This window comes from Candidatus Dependentiae bacterium, from assembly GCA_026389015.1.
In the GTDB taxonomy this organism is placed as follows: Bacteria; Babelota; Babeliae; order Babelales; family Vermiphilaceae; genus JAPLIR01.
Genome location: JAPLIR010000025.1, coordinates 29413 through 46768 on the forward strand (window position 1 = coordinate 29413; position 17356 = coordinate 46768).

Consider the following 17356-nt stretch of genomic DNA (forward strand, 5'->3'; position numbering starts at 1 on the left):
TAGAAAATAAGAAAGGGAGCTTGTGGCCAATAAAGAAACGTTTGTTGAAGAGCTTTGCGCTATTTTACTTAAAAATAAGATGGTAACAGATATTGAAGCAGTTGCCATGAAAGATGTGTTTAAAGATTCAGAACAAGAAAACTTTGATGATTTTTTATTGAAAGAAGGCTTTCTAGAATCATCTGATCTTCTGCGCGCTTTGAGTGTGTACTATAGAGTGCCATCATTTGATGTTCAAGGGCATTTTTTTGAAACTTTTTTATTACATCAATTTCCTAAAGATTTTTTGTTGCGTCATAGTGTGATTCCTCTAGAGGTTGATCAAAACATGATTATTGTTGTGGCGAGCAGACCGGAAGATCCTGGGCTTGAAAGCGCTATGCGTGAGTTTGTTTCTTATGAAATAGAATTTTTTGTTGGCATCAATGGCGACATTATTGATGCGATCGAAGAGTTTTACGACAGATCGTTAACCACCGATGCGCAAATCGAAGATAACGATATGCGTGAGGATGAGCGATTAGAGGATGAAGCCATGGCAAAAGATGAAATTGTGGAAGAGTTGACCTATAGCGACATAGTGTATCGTGATGAAGATGATAAAAAATAATAAGCATGTGTGTGCTGCGCTATGAATAAAGAAATAAAGCAGAGTGATGCGCCAGCTATTCGGTTGGTGGATGCTATTTTGCAAAAGGCAATTGCTAGTCATGCATCGGACATTCATTTGGAATCTACGGCAAAAGGTTTGCGCATTAGATTTCGTATTGATGGCATGCTCTATGATCAAGAGACCATTGAGGCTGTATTGATGTCTCATCTTCTTTCGCGGATTAAAGTGCTCGCCAATATTAATATTGCAGAGAAACGGGTTCCTCAGGATGGTAAATTCAGAACGGTTGCCGATGGGCACGACATCGATTTGAGAATATCTACGTTTCCTTCTATCTATGGCGAAAAGATTGTTATTCGTATTTTAGATCGATCACTTAATAAAATCACCCTCGATGCTTTGGGCATGTACGATAGTATGCTCCAGCAATTCAAGGAACTTTTGATGCGGCCGCATGGTTTTTTCTTAGTGACGGGACCGACTGGTTCAGGAAAAACCACCACCTTGTACGCCGCTCTTTCTGCTTTGAATGCACCCGAAAAAAATATTATCACGCTTGAAGACCCTGTTGAATACAGTGTCGATGGTATTACCCAAGGTCACATTAATCCTGAGGCTGGGTTTACGTTTAGCAAGGGGATTCGTTCTATTTTACGTCAAGATCCAGACATTTTAATGGTCGGGGAAATTCGAGACAAAGAAACTGCTCGTACTGCCATTGAAGCTGCGTTGACTGGTCACATGGTGCTAAGTACGTTGCATACCAACGATGCACCAAGCGCCATAATGCGCCTTATGGATATGGGTATTGAGCCTTTTCTTATTAATGCTGCCGTCACGGGAGTTTTGGCGCAGCGCTTGGCTCGTAAAATTTGTGTTGCATGCCGCACTGCCGTAAGGCCTGATGAGCAAGAGCAACAGATTTTGCAGCGCGTAGGTCTCAAGGTTGATCAGCTGTATAAAGGAAAGGGCTGCGATACATGCTTGAATCTTGGGTATAAAGGCAGAACAGGAATTTTCGAATTTTTGACCATGACTAATGCGCTGCGTGCTTTGATTGTACATCGGCCACAGTTTGACGCTATTTATGCACAAGCATTGCAGGACGGTATGCCGACGATGCTGCATGACGGCGCTCAAAAGGTTAAAGATGGCATTATTACGCTAGAAGAACTTATCCGAGTGGTCGTTTAAATCGTTTTATTTTTAAAAAAGGAAGATGTATGCAAGTAATAGCTCATGGTAGATTTGCTGATTACAAGGTGTGGTATTTGTTGTTGGCGCATTTAGTTTCAGCATTGTTGCTTGATTTTAATGCAACAATCTATTCTCTTTTTATTATTACTCCTTTGAATTTGCCCGACTTGGGTACGATAGCTGGTTTTTTGTGGTTTGTCTGTTCGCTCCTCATTTTGCGGTTAATTATTAAACATTTTAATAATGGTGTTTTACCGACTGTAGCTGAAGTTTTAAGCTATTTATTCACGTTTGGATACGGTGTGTACATGGTGGGTAATAATGTGCAAGCAAAGATGTGGATTTTAAAATATAATGACGAGCTTGGGCTTGGACATGCTCAGCCAGGTGTTGATCCAAAATTAATACCAGTCTTTAAACTCATATATTTTTATGATGAATATTTTGGTCATTTCTTGATTTATATTCCTTACTTTCTGCTCTTTGTGGTTGGCTATGCTGTCTCTTTAAGGCCAGCAACACACCTTGTATCGACCCCTTCTAAGGGAGATGAGGCTACGTATCCTTGGTGGATGTATATTGTTGTTGGCCTTACAAGCATGTATTTTGCTTGGGATGCAGTTGAGGGTCAATCGATAATACTATTTACGGTGATCTCTGCGATTCTTCTTGTCGTGAAATTGTATTATCGTGGCAAGGGTTTTGTGCCGGGGCTTTATGGTAAAACAGTTGAAGCAATGTTTGCCTTGAGTTTTATATGGATTCTCTTGTGGTGGGGCTTGGTTGGTCATTTTAAAGAAATGCCACAAGTGCTCGAAACATTAGGGCGAGTATTAAAGATCACATAAGCGCACTATGGTTTAAAAAGTAGGTATAGCGTAAAGCCCAGCTAGGAATAGTTGGGCTTTACGCTATACTTGTTTTATAGGAATTCTACTGTGCTAATCGATCTTGAATGGGTTTAGGGTTAATGTTATCTATTACTAATCTGCATGTTGCACTTGAATCAGCCCTTGCTATCGTCAAAGGGCTTAATCTTACTGTTCAGCCAGGGACCCTTCATGCAATCATGGGGCCAAATGGTTCGGGCAAAAGTACGCTAGCACTTACCCTTATGGGGCATCCGCGTTACACCATTACACAAGGATCAATGGTTTATAAGGGCCAGGATTTGGCGCAGCTGTCTCCTGACAAGCGCGCAAAATTGGGCATATTTCTAGCCTTTCAGCATCCATACGAAATTCCGGGTGTCACTGTTCTTACTTTTCTCAAGGAAGCCCATCAAGCAGTGACGGGCGTTCAAAGTTCGGTCAAAGATTTTAAGGCATTGCTTGAAAGCAAGATGGAACTTCTTTCTATGGATCCATCCTATGTCTATCGCAGCTTAAACGACGGCTTTTCTGGCGGTGAAAAAAAACGCCTTGAAATGTTGCAATTATTGGTGCTCAAACCAAGCCTGGTGATTCTTGATGAAATCGATTCTGGGTTGGATATCGATGCGCTCAAGGTTGTTGCTGCAGGATTGAATCAGCTCAAAGTAGATAATCCAGAGTGTGCCATTATTATGATTACCCACTATCAACGCATGCTTGATTATATAAAACCTGACCATGTCCACGTTATGCGCGATGGCCAGATTGTGGCTTCGGGGGATGCGCAGCTCGCACATGATTTAGAGCATAAGGGTTACGATGCCTACTAATGATCAGAACGAGCGTAGTTATACGTTTAAGTCGGCAAAAGGATTAAATAAAAAAATTGTTGCGAGCATCTCAGAACAAAAAAATGAACCAGGCTGGATGACCGATTTTCGACTCAATGCGCTAGAGATTTTCGAGCGCATGCCCATGCCTACCTGGGGAGCTGACCTCAGCGCCTTGGACCCTCATGATATTTATTATTACGTCAAACCAATTCCTGAGCAAAAAAATTCCTGGGCCGATGTACCCGATTACATCAAAACCACGTTTGATAAAATTGGCATTCCCCAAGCAGAACAAAAATTCTTAGCCGGTGTCGGTGCGCAATATGAATCAGAAGTGGTCTATAAAAGTTTAAAAAAGAAGTGGCAAGAGCTGGGTGTTATTTTTTCTGATACGGGCACGGCATTGCGTGATTACCCCGAGATATTCAAAAAATATTTTTCTACCATTATTCCACCACACGATAACAAATTTGCTGCGCTGAACTCTGCAGTATGGAGCGGTGGTAGCTTTGTCTATGTGCCTCAAGGCGTGCAGATTGACATGCCGCTGCAGGCGTATTTCCGTATCAATGTTGCCAACATGGGCCAATTTGAACGTACCTTGATCATTGCCGAACCAGGTAGTGATGTGCATTATGTTGAAGGGTGCAGCGCACCGCTCTATCGCCAGAATTCATTGCACAGCGCTGTCGTTGAACTCGTTGCCTTAGAAGGTTCTCGCATTCGCTATACGACGATTCAAAACTGGTCAAACAATGTGTACAACTTGGTGACTAAACGTGCCGTGGCGTATAAAAATGCAAAAGTTGAATGGATCGATGGTAACTTTGGCAGTAAAGTTACCATGAAATATCCTGCAGTAATTTTAAAAGAAGAAGGCGCACAAGCACAAATTATTTCCATTGCTGTCGCCGGCAAAGGTCAACATCAAGACGCGGGTGGCAAAGTTATTCACCTCGCGCCACATACGACCTCCAACATTGTGTCAAAATCAATCAGCAAAGATGGCGGACGCGCGAGCTATCGTGGCCTATTAAAAGTTGCCAAAGGTGCCGTTGGCGTTAAATCTAATGTGCAATGCGATGCGCTCATATTGGACGATCAATCACGTTCTGACACCTATCCAACCGTGCACGTGTACGAGCAAGAAGTTGATGTTGGGCATGAAGCATCGGTGAGCAATCTTAATGACGAACAATTATTTTATCTGACAAGTCGCGGACTCAGTTCTGCTGCAGCGCGCGCCATGATCGTTAATGGCTTTATCGATGCATTTGTTAAAGAATTGCCTATGGAATATGCAGTCGAAATTAATCGATTGATTGCCATGGAAATGGAAGGTTCAATCGGATGACGCGTACTATTACCGTACCAGCCGGCACGAGTCTGAATTATCTTTATGATCAACGGCAAGAGAATGTAATAGATGGCATCTGTGTCATTAACTTTCATCTTGAGCGGGACAGTACTTTGCATTGTTTTATGGCTATAACCGATGATGCGGTGTCGGCGATCACCTTGAATGTTTTTCTGGACGGTGAGCGGGCACAAGCAACCGTGCGCGGTGTTTATGCACTGCGTGATGCGCACAAGGTTACGATTACCACGCTGCAACATCATCGAGCTGCGCATACGACCAGTGACTTAATCTTTAAGGGTGCGTTGAGCGGCCATGCACAAGCTTTCTATCATGGTACGATTTATGTCGATCAACAGGCAAAAAAAACGAGATCATTACAAAAAAATCATACGCTGCTTTTAAGCAAGACTGCCAAAAGTGTTTCGGTGCCGAGCTTAGAAGTGTTGACGCACGATGTGCATTGTACGCATGGCACGGCAGCCGGCTATCTTGATGCACAAACATTGTTCTATGCGCAATCGCGTGGCTTGGACATGGAGCAAGCGCGACGTATGGTGCTCGAAGGATTTTTTGCTCAAATGCTAGAAGGATTATCAACTTCTGTGGTAGTAGATATATATAAGCGTATAGCAACTATTGGACTATAATGTTGAAAGAGAGTTGTTTATGAAAAAAAATATTCGCAATGATTTTCCTATTCTAAAACAGAAAATGAATGGTCATCCATTAATTTATTTTGATAATGCTTCAACGTCACAAAAGCCACAGGCAGTGCTTGATGCATTGATGAATTTTTACACCACCACCAATGCTAATATTCATCGCGGAATATATACCATTGGCGAACAAGCAACGCAGGCGTATGAAGATGCACGAGTCAAAGTGGCACGATTTATTAACGCACAAGATCCGAGCGAGATTGTCTTTACGAGCGGAACCACTGAAAGTATTAATCTTGTTGCTTCAACATGGGGCGTATGCGATTTAGAAGAAGGTGACGAGATTCTTATCACCGAATTAGAACACCATTCCAATATGGTGCCGTGGCAATTGCTTGCGTATAAACAAAGTGCAAAATTAAAATTTATTCCGGTGTTACCCGATGGTAGGTTGGATACGAAAACATTATCCAAATTAATCACTTCGCGCACTAAAATTGTTTCATTGTCTCATGTTTCTAATGCGTTGGGCGTTCATAACGGCATTCAAGATATTATTACGGCAGCGCATGCAGTTGATGCTATGGTTATGATTGATGCAGCACAATCGGTGCCGCATCAGCCTATTGATGTTCAAGCAATGAATTGCGACTTCTTGGCTTTTTCAGGGCACAAAATGTTGGCGCCAACGGGCATTGGGGTGCTCTATATAAAAAAAGATCTCCATGATTTTATGTCCCCTTATCAAGTTGGTGGCGGCATGGTGCAAGAGGTTGATTTTAAGGAAGCGACCTGGCGTTCAATGCCACAAAAATTGGAGGCAGGAACTCCTCCTATTGCCCAAGCTATAGGCTTAGGCGCAGCAATCGATTATTTGCAAAGTTCTGTCGATTGGGCAGCATTGCGTGCGCATGAAGCGGCGTTGTGTACTCAACTTATTGATGGCCTTTCGACTATTCCTTCCATCAAACTTCTAGGGCCACTCGATGAACTTAAAAAAGTTGGTCATATGGTGAGCTTTACCGTCGATGGCATGCACCCGCATGATGTTGCTGCCTATTTAAATAATTATGGCATATGCGTACGGGCTGGCCATCATTGTGCGCAGCCACTTGCTAAAAAATTGGGTATTGAGGCTTCGGTTCGCGTCAGTTTTTATTGTTATAATACGGTAGCTGAGGTAAAATATTTCATAGAGGTTATGAAAAAAATTCACACGGTTTTATAATATTTTTGCACCAGGGATTTACATGATTGATAATCAAAGTATTATAAAAAAATTTATTATGAGCGCAGTTTTTTTGACGGCGGTCATGAGCCCAATGATGTATGCTCAAACGCAGGATGTGTCAGAAATTTCTGTTGAGGTTGTTACGACAGCATTAAGAATTGATATCAAAAAATTAGTGAAAAACATGTTATGGACCATAGGCCTGGTAGCGTTGACTCAAGTCGCAACTGATGTGAATGAAATAGGTCAGACCTTGGACGAATCGTCGCAGATGTTCGACGCGGATACGGTCCCTGTTTATGAACGTGGCTTTCCCGATATTGGAGCTTTACTAGGAAGTAAAAAACGGCAATTTATTGGCAAGGTAGCACGAAGTTTACCTCGTGTCCTTGTAGTCGGCACTGCGACCGCCCTTATTCAGGAAGCGGCTGAGCAAAAGATTGCTGGAGTCGTGGGCGATAGCTTGGTAGAGCCTGAATATAATGAAACAGGTTCTAACAAGCGTTACTATGCCTATTGGGCGATTAAATGGGTATTGCAAAGTCTTATAGTCCCAACATTGATTTCAGAAGGTCTTGTGGGGCCGATGTATAATGGCATGTTTGGTTTTTCTTATTGATTTCTCAGATCATTTTTTTAACATTTTTTAAAATAACAGGTTTATGGTGAAAAATAACTACGTATTTCTTTTTGTGTTCTTTGTAGGCAGTATGCATGGACAACAATCTTTGCCTGCAAAACTTTCTGATATAACTAGTAATGCTCAACCGCAGGATATTTTAGCCGTTGCTCAAGAGAATGGTGATGCCAAAAAGGATGTCGACGAACCTATTATTAATGGGTATCAATTATTACGAGTTACTGCTTCAAGCTCTTTGGATAGGACTAAAGAGGCAATGAATGAATTTGGAGGCGCTATTGATAATCTTATAGAGCATAGGAATAATGTTACTTATTATAATGAGTTAAATACATTATTATTGCCTACATTAGATAATGAAGCTTTTAAATTAACAACACTGCATGTCTTGATCCATGATGTAATAGATGACAAGTGTCAGGAGAAAAAACTTGTTGACTTAGCTTATCTGCCATGGAGGCAGTTACCGGTAAAAATAGTCAAAGATTTACCGTTCAACGTTGCTGCATGTGCGGTTAATAATATTTTAAAAAGAAACATGCCAGATAGGCCCTTTACCGTTGCTATGACTACAGTTGCAGTCAATGCAACCACGGCTGTCATCACGTATCACGTTGCTCCATGTCCCTGGGAATGGCAAAAAGCGCAGGAATTACCAAGCAAGATAGCAGGCGATTTGCCACGTGCTCTTATTACCAGTGTGGCTACGGCTGGTGTTATATACGTCTTTGATGTGGACAAGCATGTTGATACTGTCGTTGATTATGGCTTGCAAAAATGTGGTATACAAAAACCAAGAGACGATGGTTGGCATGAGTGGCTTTTAACAAATGGAAAAGCACTTTTAAAGCAGCAAGTGGCAGCTCTTATTTTAGGACTCTATGCAGAGCCGCTTTATGACAGGGCTTCAGGGGTATTGAGGTCTTCATCATCATCTTAATCCCTGCTCATTAGCTCCTTTTTAACCTTAAATCACCTTGCTTTCTATCCGTTCACCCCATAACAGAGCTATAAACCTTACTCAAAACCTCTATTTCTTGACATATTTCAATTAGTATATAGGCTTATTATTAATATCAGTAAAAATACTATATTAATTTTTTATATACCAAAATGGAGTTTTGTTATGAAAAATAAACATATACTTGTGCTGATCGTAGCATTGGTGAGTTCAAATTTACAGGGAATGTGGTCGAGCAGGTTTACCACCATGCTGGCTGGGGCTCGAACTGCTCTTGCAGCACGAATGCCCGCTTTTAAGCCACAAATGCCTACATTTTCAGGTTCAGGGTTCTTTTCGCGCTTTGCCATGGGTTCGAATGGGCTCGGCGCTGGTATGGGAAATATAGCCTCAAAATTCAGTTTTAAGCCAACTGTGAGTCGTTTAGCTTTAGGTTCAGCCTTCTTTGCTACGGCTGCGGCCACTGCCACACCTCAAAAAGCATATGCGCAGGGCAACAATACCCTGGAGCTTTCTACAGAGAATATCGATAAATATCCACATTATAAGCATCTGTTTATTGAGTGTGCAAAAAAGAATCTAGCAATGCCTTATGTTTTAGAGGCATTTAATAAAGCAGGGCAGATTGAGTCTATTGTGCATCTTATTAATAAATATCCTGATGCCGCCTCTGAGCTAGCTCTCGAAGCAACAAAACAGGGTGAAAATATTCCTGCTCAAATTCAGCAAGCATTAGTAAAACAAGTGCCAGGATTTACGATGAACTTGAGACCATCCATTATTGATGGCGGACAATTAGTTGGTGTGGGTTTAAATACTGCGCTTGTGCAATCGCTCAATGTTGCTTGTAAATTTGCTCCTGCTATGTTTGATGCAATGGATAAGGATGATACTCATCATCTTGATATATTAGATGCGCAACTCAGAAAAGAAGCTGTTAGTGCAACCATTAAGTCTTTACCCTATGACATTACAGCTAACCTTGTTAGTAATGTGATAAAAAGGCAGATTCTTGATTGTTCTCCGTATGTAAAAGTCCCTCTACGTGTTGCTGTGGATGCAACGGTATCTGTTGCAAATGAATACATAAAGTCTGGTCAATCAATGAATGAGTTGCCAGGATTTGTAATAAAGGAAGCTCCACGTGCTGTTACTACAGCGCTAGCAACGAATGGGGCACAGTCATTGGTTAATAGGTATATTCAGTGTCCTGCATATAAACAAGATGGTGGCAATAAGAGATATTATGCATGTGGCACCGGTAAGTGGGTGCTAAACAATTTTATAGTGCCAACGTTGGTAAGGCAAGCCTTGTATGGTAGTGATGAAAGTGCGCCAGCTGGTTCTGATAAGCCATCTACACCAGAGCAATAACCAGCATTGCAAATAAGTAAATATAATAACCAAGCGCTCATAGCTTTTATGCTAGTGGGCGCTTTTTTGCGTAGAGTGCTTTTTATTTTCTTGCATAACGATTTTATATACAAGGGCGCTGATGAGAGCAGCAAAGAAGCACCAAACTGACCCTGAGCTCAGCCAAAACGAAATAGAAGCAACGACAAAACCTATTGCTAATGCTAATCCAACAAGCCACATCGTTTGTATACTTGAGACAAAAAACGGCACGATGACGGCAAAGGTGTACATGCTATAAAGGCACAGTAGCACCAATGGCGTATGATGCCAATTTTGATCGTAGGCAATATGGTGCTCGGCAATGCGTGCCACCGGGCCAAACATAATGATGATGTAGGCTGAAATGCTGGCAACACATGAGCCACTAGCGATGGTGCTCAACAAGATTTTTTTTCTGAGAGTATCTGTTTCGAGTGCATAGAGAATGCTTGGAATGCATACTGGCCAAAATATTCCAGCAAAAAAAACAAATCCGTAGGTTGCGATAGTATGCAGCATTGTGCTGGTATTGTTATTCATGAGATTTAGCCAAACAATTCCCTCAAGTGCTTGTTGTAGCGCAAAAAACAGTGGTGTGCAGGCAAAAAGACGCAGAGTATTTGTGTGTGCTTTGTATATTGCTAGAAAACCAATAATCGCTAATCCAGCCGCCGCGGTAAAACTTGCTTGAGCAGAAAAACACATACATATTCTCCCAGTAAATATTTTTATTTTAATCTAGCTCTATGCGAGCTTCATTGTACAAGGTTTGGTTTATTGTCAGGTATTCCGGTGAGTGTTCGCGTTGTATGCCAGTTATAAAGTGTTAGTCCAATCATCCATAGTAAGCTACACAGCCCTAGGACTATAGCTGCAGTGTGATTAAACCAGTTTTTGGTAAGGAGTGATTGAGGTATATCTGGTCCTGTGAAATCCAATAGCAATCGTATCGTTAAAGTAAAAAGTCGTGTTTGGAACCAGTGGCCCCTGCGGAATACGTCAACGATTAAAGGAGCTCCTAGTATGGCCATATGGAGAGCGGTAAAGTCGGGGAAATTATTGTACACAAAGGTGAGATTCCACAAGGTGTAGCCAATGATCCAACCAAAAGGAATAGTATATATAAGATCTTTGTAAGGCGATTTGTTATCAACATCGATATGATGGTGCGATGGTATTGTTATGATTAATAGTATGCCAGCAAGCGGATTGAAAATATGATGTATGGTGAAATCAGTAAAGGCTGCTTCAAAAATATTAATGATTAATAAGCCATATACAAAAAAACTGATCCATTTTGTTTTTTCGAATGAAGTATAGCGATATGCTAGTACGCAACAGCAGGTGAAGAACAGAGTATATAATTTTGCCCATTCAAACGGGGTTTGTGATTCATTAGAAAAAAATATCCAATAGGGCGATAAGATTATGGGTAATGCTACCAATACAGACCATGCAAGAATTTTAGAGCGGTGCAAAAGCTCATTGCAGATTAATAGAAAAATAAGAAATGCTACATAAAAACCTGTGGTTATTAGAATAGCTGGCATATTTCCTCCATCGTCAAAATTACCATTTTTATTGAAGTATATCGATTTGAGTGCTTGATTGTATAGAGTTTGATGCACTCATGGCCTAGCAAAACCTACAATCATTGTGGGGGGCGCTGTTTTTTGTTACCATAGTTCTATGATTGCATTAAGAAAGGATGCAAGGGGATATGAAAAAATAATAAACTTCGCACATGAGGGGGGCTGCTTACTATGAAATCAGATAAGTCATCAGGAGCAATTATCAAAAATTTGCTTGTCGTCGCAGGTTTTTTATCGATCGCTGCATTATTATATTATCTCAATATAGGGCGCTATTTTTCTTTGGAAGTTATTCAAGCAAAGAGTGTTGAATTTAAGTTGATGGCCGAAGCATCATATATCAAATTTGTAGTGATTTTTTTGGTTGTTTTTGCGCTGTGCATTGCGGCCTTTTTGCCTGTAATTGTGCCTTTTACCTTACTCGCGGGTTATTTGTTTGGCGTTTGGTTAGGGTTTGCCTATTCGTTAATGGCCGCAGTTGTTGGTTGCATGATATCGTATCTTTTTATTCGTTATGCTTTGCATTCATTGATTCGTGATCGTTACAAACAAGGTATAGATGATTTTAATAAAAAAATTGAGATTTATGGTCGTAGTTACATATTGATTTTACATTTTATGTCGATAGTGCCCTATGGAGCAATTAATACACTGGCAGCATTGACAGAAGTTCCCTTTTGGATTTTTGTGGTGTTGACAACAATTGGTAGCATGCCGCTCATTTTTATCTGTGCGTTGGCAGGAGAGCAGTTGGCAACCATGCAATCATTGGGTGACATTTTTTCTTGGCAGGTCGTGATATTATTGGGATTATTAGCAGTGCTAGCCCTAGTGCCGGTATTGATCAGGCGATTTAAAAAAGTATAGATTGGAATGTATGAAAAAAATTATTAAACGTATAATTATTGTTCTTTTTATTATTGCAGCTTTTTTTGCCTTGCGCTCGAGCGGTATTTATGATTATGTGAGCTTGTCCTATATTAAAAGTCAGCAAATACATTTACAAGACATTATTAGCCACAATTATTGCAGATCAGCATTTTTGTACATTTTTTTGTATATTATTATTGTAGCGTTTTCATTGCCACTTGCAGCTATTATGAGCATTGCAGGAGGATTCTTTTTTGGTACGCTGCTGGGAGCTTTGTATACTAATATTGGTTCGACTGTCGGTTCAGTCATTGCATTTTTGACATTTCGTTATGTCATTGGTGAGGCTATACAAAATCGTTATAAAAAAGAACTAGCTTCATTTAATAAGCATATGCATCAAGATGGTACGTTATATTTGTTGGTAATACATTTTATTATTGGCATACCTCTTTTTATGGTTAACTTTTTAGCTGCTATGACCAATGTTTCATTGTCGACTTTCATTTGGACGACATCGCTTGGTGTTATGTTGCCATCATTTGTTTTTACCTTTGCTGGCCAACAATTGACGGTCATCGAAACAGTAGGCGATATCTTTTCCCCTCCCATGATTGCCGCTTGTGTGTTTCTGGCATTATTGGCATTTCTACCAATCGTTATTAAAAAAATGGGTTTCTTGCATAGTAATAAAATCTAAATAATTTACCTACCAAGATTCTTTTTTTTCGCCTATTCTTATACTAATGACTTAATACTATTAAATACGAAACCATCGTGTGCGCGAAAGCGCACACAAATTAGAATGAAATAAAAATATCCATGTCTGACACTACAAACAATCTCAAAGCGGGCGATAAAGGGTGGCAAAAACCTTGCGTTATACCGAGCTTGCAAGAGAATTTTAAAACTATTCCTATTGTGGCATCATGGCCCTGGTGGCGTAAGATGCTTGCTTTTGGTGGGCCAGGTTATCTAGTCGCCGTTGGCGAGAGGGACCCAGGCAAGTGGGTGCCTGCGACTTAGCTGAAGTTATTGGGTCAGCCATTGCACTCAAATTACTATTTAATGTGCCGCTTATTTGGGGTGTATGCATAACGGCATTAGATGTACTCGTATTGCTTTATTTCCAAAAATTCCATTTTCGGTATATCGAAGCAATTGTTATTGCACTTATGACCGTTATTGCCGGTTGTTTTTTGTTTGAGATCATTGCCTCGCAGCCACCTTTTGGCGCTATCATGGCGGGCTTTGTTCCTGATATTGATATTGTGCTTAATCCAGAAATGTTGTATATCGCCATTGGCATTATTGGTGCCACGGTTATGCCTCATAATTTGTATCTTCACTCATCAATCGTGCAAACAAGGCAGTATGCCGATACCGTTGTTGGTAAACGAGAAGCAATAAAGTTTACTACCATTGATACTACGGTTGCTTTGACCTTAGCTTTCTTTATTAACGCAGCAATTCTTATTATGGCTGCCTCTGTTTTCTATGCAAATGGCTATAGGGATGTTGCGGAGATCGAAGATGCGTACAGATTATTGAGTCCTTTATTGCAAGTGCCATTAGCGAGCACCTTGTTTGCTTTAGCGCTGTTGGCTTCAGGACAAAATTCTACTTTGACGGGCACGCTTGCCGGACAGATTGTCATGGAAGGGTTTCTTGATATGCGTATAACGCCTTGGATAAGGCGTTTAATCACGCGTGGGTTGGCGATTGTGCCTGCCATTATATGCATTTTGCTATACGGGCAAACGGGAATAGCACATCTTTTATTGGTCAGTCAGGTTGTGCTTAGTTTTCAGCTTGGCTTTGCGGTAATTCCCTTGATTATATTTACCAGCGATCCCAAAAAGATGGGAGTACTGGTAAATCCTCGTTGGGTTACCGTGCTGGCCTGGAGCTGTGCATTCTTGATTGTTAGTTTGAATCTTATTTACGTGATAGATTTTATAAGATCTTAATCACTACGCCACCGCACCAACGTGATTTGTCATGTGGTCTATCCAGTCATAAAAGTCATCACGCACGGCTTTAATGTGGGGGTTCTTGCCTTTCTTGGTACAGAGTGAGCTGCAGATGCCTTGTTGTTCTGCTGCCTGCACGTTGACTAAGCAGTCATCAATAAAGAATGATTTGCTGCGATCGATGCCATTGGTAGTCAATACGTGTTCATAGATGGTTGGATCTGGTTTAATAAGACCAATATCGCCTGATACGGTAATGCTATCAAATTTTTCGAAAACTTCTGGGTGCTGTTTTCTCATAACGTTGAAGGTGTGGGTGTCAAAGTTTGAAAGAATATGGACCTTGTATCCTTGTTCTTTAAGTTCATCAACAAAATCAAGCGTTTCGGGTACCCATTCTTGTGTTTGTGCCATAAGTTCCGGCGTGAACATCATACGACTAATTGAGGAGACAATGTTTAATTCTAGCCCGCCCCAACGTTGTGCAACTTCCGTTTCCACATCTTCTAAAATAGCAGCTGGCGTTTTGGTGCCTTTCATCCAAGTACACATGATTTGGGGTAGTTGTGTGCCTTCTTCGTCACAAGCATTGGTCTCTTGAGGGTCACGCGCTTCAAGCGTGTTAAGAAATTCATATAATTTTTTTCGTATAGTTTTTTTTATGCTAAAAGGGTGCATCAGTGCATAGGCGATAAATTTACCTATACCAAGGATTTTGGTTTCTCCGCTATTTTTAACCAATACGCCATTCATATCAAAAATAACGTGAATATCGTTATTCGGGTTGGGATTAGTCTTCAGGGGTTGCGGGGCACCTAATATGAGTACGCTTACAGCAATGAGTAATAAGAGTGGTTTGAAGAATTTTTTTGGATTCATAATGAGCCTCCATGTTTTTTTAATGATTCATTCTATTAATCAGATTATATATCTTTTTAGTGATGTCAAATGCCCAACAGACAAAATATTGTTTCATTCTGAAATAATCTATCTTTTTTTACAGAGTAAACAGAGTAGTGTATACTGGTTCTTATGCAGCTATATCAAGAAGAATTAATGGATCATTATCGTAATCCCCGTAATAAAGGGGGTCTAGAACAAGCGTCATTTGCCTCCACAGAGCATAATCCTTCGTGCGGCGATACCGTTAAGTTTGAAGGCTTTGTTAGTGCTGGCGCCCTAAAATCGATCGTTTTTGATGGTCGCGGGTGTGTTATTAGTCAGGGTGTTGCCTCAATGCTGACCGAAATCTGTAAAAATAAGGGGATCCTAGAGGTTTTAGCCTTGGATAAAGAATACATTATTACTCATCTTGGCATTCCATTGGGGCCTACGCGTCTCAAATGTGCATTGCTACCTCTGCAAGCTCTCCAGCAAGGAATTATTGAATACCAACAGGGTAACGGATAAAAAGGATTTGCACATGCTTGATCGTTCACGGGTCCTTGCCCGGCTCCAAGATATCTCCGCCAAATTGTTTATCGATCTTGGTCCTATGCACGATGTAGCGCGGCACGTGTGGGAACGTGTAACCAATGATGCAACCTTTATGCATAAAGTGCGTTCTCTTGGTGAAACCCCATTTTTGATTCCTACCTGGAGCGATAATCTTGGTGATTGTATTGTTATAGACCAACAAGTAGGGCCCTATCGAGTACTCTCGGTGGATGGCTCACAAATTTATCCCGATCGACATCAAGGAACCGCGTGCTTTTTAATTAATATTGGCACCGTAGTACTCAGTTATGGTTTAGAGGGCAAAGCTGTCACCTTGGATTCAACCCCTTTAGTGTATATTGGGGAGGATGAGGAATTATTTGAAGTCACCCCTGAAGTTATCAACTGCCGGCGTCAGGAATTGGAACTCACGACAGGCCTTGCCTACAGTAAACAATTTCAACCAGATGCGGCAGCTCAGGATGCGCCTTTTGTTTTTTTGATTGATGGATCATTGATTTTTTGGCATTTGGAATCTAAAAATACCAACTTAAAAGATACTTTTTTGAGTCGCTATTTATTGACGTTGCATCAATTATATCAAACTAAAACATTAACTGCGGCGTACATTAGTTTGCCAAAAAATAAAGAGTTGGTGAATTTGCTTAAACTTGAATTGTGCAATTTTAATGTTGCGCAATCTGAGTTGTTTAAAGATATTGATTGCCTGGTCGACACCAGCGTTGCTTCTTTTTTTCTTGAACCGTATTCTCGGACTATCGTATTTAAAAATAATTCACCCATTTGCGCGCAGTACCCCAACCATTTGCAGCCATATTTTTTTTATCTGCATGTTGGTACCGAAATTGGTCGCGTGGAAGTCCCTGCATGGATAGCGCAAGATGCCATTAAAGTTGACACTGTTGCACGTATTCTCATCGATCAATCGATTAAAGGCCGTGGATACCCCGTTGCGATTGCCGAAGCGCATGAGCAAGCGGTGGTTAAAGGGCCCGATCGTGAATTTTTTTATCAGTTAATTTGCAAGATTGGCGTGGAGCAAAATCAGCGCTTGACGATGTCGCAAAAAAGCATGAAAAAGCGCGGCATAGGCGTATAATCATAAAAAAATAATTGTACAAAATTTTTCGGCTCTGCTACTATTTGCCTGTCGTTTAAAATAATTCATCATATACATCCTCTAAGGAGTTTTTTCATGGTACATAAAAATATTGTTGCAGCGTTAACCGTTGTTGCATTGGTTTCATCATCTGCACAAGCTGGTATTCTTCAAAGCAAATTAGACACAACACCTAAAAAAGTTGTTGCGGGTACTTTAGCTGCAGGTACTGTAGTTGGTGGTGTAGTTGTAGGTAAGAAAGTGTATGAATCAAGAAGAGCAAAAGCAGCAGCTGACAAAGCATTAGCTGATGCGACTGCAGCAACCAAATTAGCAGCTGACCAAGCTAGATTGGATAATCTTGCCAAAGAACTTGGCTTTGGTAAATCAAATGAAGCACAAACCAAGGTCCTTGCAGAATTTGTAAGATTGGCACATAGCACCAACGTTTTTGCAGATGTATATGCAGCTCAAGCAGCAGAAGCAGCAAAAGTAAAGGCAGCTGCAGCTACTTCATCATCATCATCTTCTTCTTCAAGCAGCAGCTCATCATCAGCAACAACAGAAGAAAAAAAATCATCAAGCAAATAATCTGATTTTGAT

General features: G+C 40.8%; 18 protein-coding genes and 1 pseudogene. 16 read left to right on the plus strand and 3 right to left on the minus strand.

Going from position 1 to position 17356, the window contains the following annotated elements; genetic code table 11:
- Positions 1-22 precede the first annotated feature (22 nt).
- The 10 genes from NTX86_04840 to NTX86_04885 all read left to right on the plus strand — a co-directional run bounded on the left by NTX86_04840 (position 23) and on the right by NTX86_04885 (position 9740).
- Entirely contained in the window at positions 23-610 is a 588-nt protein-coding gene (locus NTX86_04840) for a hypothetical protein (protein ID MCX5922622.1), read from the plus strand.
- A gap of 21 nt (positions 611-631) precedes the next feature.
- Positions 632-1807: a GspE/PulE family protein gene (locus tag NTX86_04845; protein ID MCX5922623.1), complete on the plus strand. Its 1176-nt coding sequence runs from the start codon at positions 632-634 to the stop codon at positions 1805-1807.
- 29 nt (positions 1808-1836) lie between these two features.
- Positions 1837-2658 carry a hypothetical protein gene (locus NTX86_04850; protein MCX5922624.1) on the plus strand — a complete coding sequence of 274 codons (822 nt, stop codon included), beginning with the start codon at positions 1837-1839 and terminating at the stop codon, positions 2656-2658.
- A gap of 122 nt (positions 2659-2780) precedes the next feature.
- Complete coding sequence (gene sufC, locus NTX86_04855; protein ID MCX5922625.1) at positions 2781-3512, plus strand: Fe-S cluster assembly ATPase SufC; 732 nt, start codon at positions 2781-2783, stop codon at positions 3510-3512.
- Entirely contained in the window at positions 3502-4869 is a 1368-nt protein-coding gene (gene sufB, locus NTX86_04860) for a Fe-S cluster assembly protein SufB (GenBank protein MCX5922626.1), read from the plus strand. The genes sufC and sufB overlap by 11 nt, the downstream gene beginning before the upstream one ends.
- A complete protein-coding gene (locus NTX86_04865) occupies positions 4866-5522 on the plus strand; it encodes a SufD family Fe-S cluster assembly protein (GenBank protein MCX5922627.1) in 657 nt (218 codons plus the stop codon). The genes sufB and NTX86_04865 overlap by 4 nt, the downstream gene beginning before the upstream one ends.
- Positions 5523-5541: 19 nt before the next feature.
- Positions 5542-6762: a cysteine desulfurase gene (locus NTX86_04870; GenBank protein ID MCX5922628.1), complete on the plus strand. Its 1221-nt coding sequence runs from the start codon at positions 5542-5544 to the stop codon at positions 6760-6762.
- Between the two features lie 22 nt (positions 6763-6784).
- Entirely contained in the window at positions 6785-7384 is a 600-nt protein-coding gene (locus NTX86_04875; protein MCX5922629.1) for a hypothetical protein, read from the plus strand.
- Positions 7385-7430: 46 nt separating this feature from the next.
- Positions 7431-8345: a hypothetical protein gene (locus tag NTX86_04880; protein MCX5922630.1), complete on the plus strand. Its 915-nt coding sequence runs from the start codon at positions 7431-7433 to the stop codon at positions 8343-8345.
- Positions 8346-8531: 186 nt separating this feature from the next.
- Positions 8532-9740, plus strand: coding sequence for a hypothetical protein (locus tag NTX86_04885; GenBank protein ID MCX5922631.1), 1209 nt, complete (start codon positions 8532-8534; stop codon positions 9738-9740).
- A gap of 51 nt (positions 9741-9791) precedes the next feature.
- Here NTX86_04885 and NTX86_04890 read toward each other — a convergent pair whose 3' ends face one another.
- Together NTX86_04890 and NTX86_04895 are read right to left on the minus strand one after the other, a co-directional pair.
- Positions 9792-10466, minus strand: a complete 675-nt coding sequence (locus NTX86_04890; GenBank protein MCX5922632.1) for a hypothetical protein — start codon at positions 10464-10466, stop codon at positions 9792-9794.
- Positions 10467-10516: 50 nt separating this feature from the next.
- Complete coding sequence (locus NTX86_04895; GenBank protein ID MCX5922633.1) at positions 10517-11311, minus strand: DUF5692 family protein; 795 nt, start codon at positions 11309-11311, stop codon at positions 10517-10519.
- Between the two features lie 213 nt (positions 11312-11524).
- On the opposite strand from NTX86_04895, the gene NTX86_04900 reads away from it, so the two are divergent.
- The 3 genes and pseudogenes from NTX86_04900 to NTX86_04910 all read left to right on the plus strand — a co-directional run bounded on the left by NTX86_04900 (position 11525) and on the right by NTX86_04910 (position 14193).
- Positions 11525-12220, plus strand: coding sequence for a VTT domain-containing protein (locus tag NTX86_04900; GenBank protein ID MCX5922634.1), 696 nt, complete (start codon positions 11525-11527; stop codon positions 12218-12220).
- 10 nt (positions 12221-12230) lie between these two features.
- Positions 12231-12923 (plus strand): VTT domain-containing protein, encoded by a 693-nt coding sequence (locus NTX86_04905; protein ID MCX5922635.1) that lies wholly within the window; start codon positions 12231-12233, stop codon positions 12921-12923.
- Positions 12924-13045: 122 nt separating this feature from the next.
- Positions 13046-14193: pseudogene (locus NTX86_04910) on the plus strand (Nramp family divalent metal transporter).
- Positions 14194-14196: 3 nt separating this feature from the next.
- Here NTX86_04910 and NTX86_04915 read toward each other — a convergent pair.
- Positions 14197-15075: an HAD-IA family hydrolase gene (locus tag NTX86_04915; protein ID MCX5922636.1), complete on the minus strand. Its 879-nt coding sequence runs from the start codon at positions 15073-15075 to the stop codon at positions 14197-14199.
- A 153-nt stretch (positions 15076-15228) separates the two neighbouring features.
- On the opposite strand from NTX86_04915, the gene NTX86_04920 reads away from it, so the two are divergent.
- The 3 genes from NTX86_04920 to NTX86_04930 all read left to right on the plus strand — a co-directional run bounded on the left by NTX86_04920 (position 15229) and on the right by NTX86_04930 (position 17344).
- Positions 15229-15606, plus strand: coding sequence for an iron-sulfur cluster assembly scaffold protein (locus NTX86_04920; GenBank protein ID MCX5922637.1), 378 nt, complete (start codon positions 15229-15231; stop codon positions 15604-15606).
- 13 nt (positions 15607-15619) lie between these two features.
- Positions 15620-16753: a DNA double-strand break repair nuclease NurA gene (locus NTX86_04925; protein ID MCX5922638.1), complete on the plus strand. Its 1134-nt coding sequence runs from the start codon at positions 15620-15622 to the stop codon at positions 16751-16753.
- A 96-nt stretch (positions 16754-16849) separates the two neighbouring features.
- Entirely contained in the window at positions 16850-17344 is a 495-nt protein-coding gene (locus tag NTX86_04930) for a hypothetical protein (GenBank protein MCX5922639.1), read from the plus strand.
- Positions 17345-17356 lie beyond the last annotated feature (12 nt).